The sequence below is a fragment of the Mesorhizobium sp. P5_C1 genome (assembly GCF_054049815.1).
The window spans coordinates 1-958 of sequence record NZ_JBFULQ010001133.1 but is presented as its reverse complement, the minus strand read 5'-3'; the positions used below and the strand labels follow the sequence as shown (position 1 = coordinate 958).

Here is a 958-nt window from a genome sequence, read left to right as displayed (position 1 = left end):
GAGTAGCCCTGGTGATGGACAGGAAGGCTGATCAATTCGCACCGGGGTGAACAGCAGTGGCGGCGTTGGCGTTTGAGACGGTCTATCTTTTCGGCCTGACAGGGGACGACCTGTTAGGCGGGCTCGTATCGCTGGTGGCGTGCACGTTGCTTTTCAACGCTTTGGCGAAGGATAGCTCAAACCCATAACCGTGCGTACGAGGTCGAAGCAGAATCGGGTCCATCGTGCATCACGATGCTGGCGTTGCGGATCGATTGAGGAATCCGTAGAAAGAAAGGGCCTCAGAGTGGCGTCCTGCGCTGCTTTGGCCGGTATCTCTCGATGAGCCTGACCATATCGATTTCGACCGTCACCAGCGGTCCCAGTTCGATTGTCACCGTCTCGCCATCGATCCGGGTGACCTCGCCAACAAGCTCGATCTGATCTCCCCGCTGCACCTTGGTGCGGATCGAATGCGCAAAATCATAGCTTCGGATCGATTGCGGGCAATCATAGTTCGGGACCGACACGCTGACGCGCTCATCGTCAATCCGCCTGCGCACAGTGGCCGTGACCCCCACCAGATCTCCAATGCCAATTGCCAAAGTCATGCAGCGTACCGGCCACTCCGGTGGGTTTGTTACTGCCGCACTGATTAATTTATGGGTATATTAGCAACTGCGCAATTACGCCTATTGGCGGTAGAAAGCCGTTGGCGACCACACGTTGCCTTACCTCCGAAGCGGGACGTGGCGCGGAATATGCGACGGCATCATCATATCGGGGAGAGGATCGCGAACGGAGCCTACGCCGGTTGAACCGGCGCGGCCCGCTGAAAGGTTTCGTCAGCTGGCTTCAGTTCTTGCTAGCGCCGCCGGCTTCCTGGAGTTTTGCCAGCACCTGGTCGAGCGAGAAGCTGCCCGGCTTCTGCCGCGGCGGGAACGCGACAAAGCTTTGAATGTACTGGCCTACGAAGGCC

1 protein-coding gene is annotated in these 958 nt (G+C 58.2%); it reads right to left on the bottom strand.

Features of this window, described 5'->3' with window-relative positions; all coding sequences use genetic code 11:
• Positions 1-281: 281 nt before the first annotated feature.
• Positions 282-560 carry a hypothetical protein gene (locus ACXJ7R_RS34390; protein WP_457155681.1) on the bottom strand — a complete coding sequence of 93 codons (279 nt, stop codon included), beginning with the start codon at positions 558-560 and terminating at the stop codon, positions 282-284.
• Positions 561-958 lie beyond the last annotated feature (398 nt).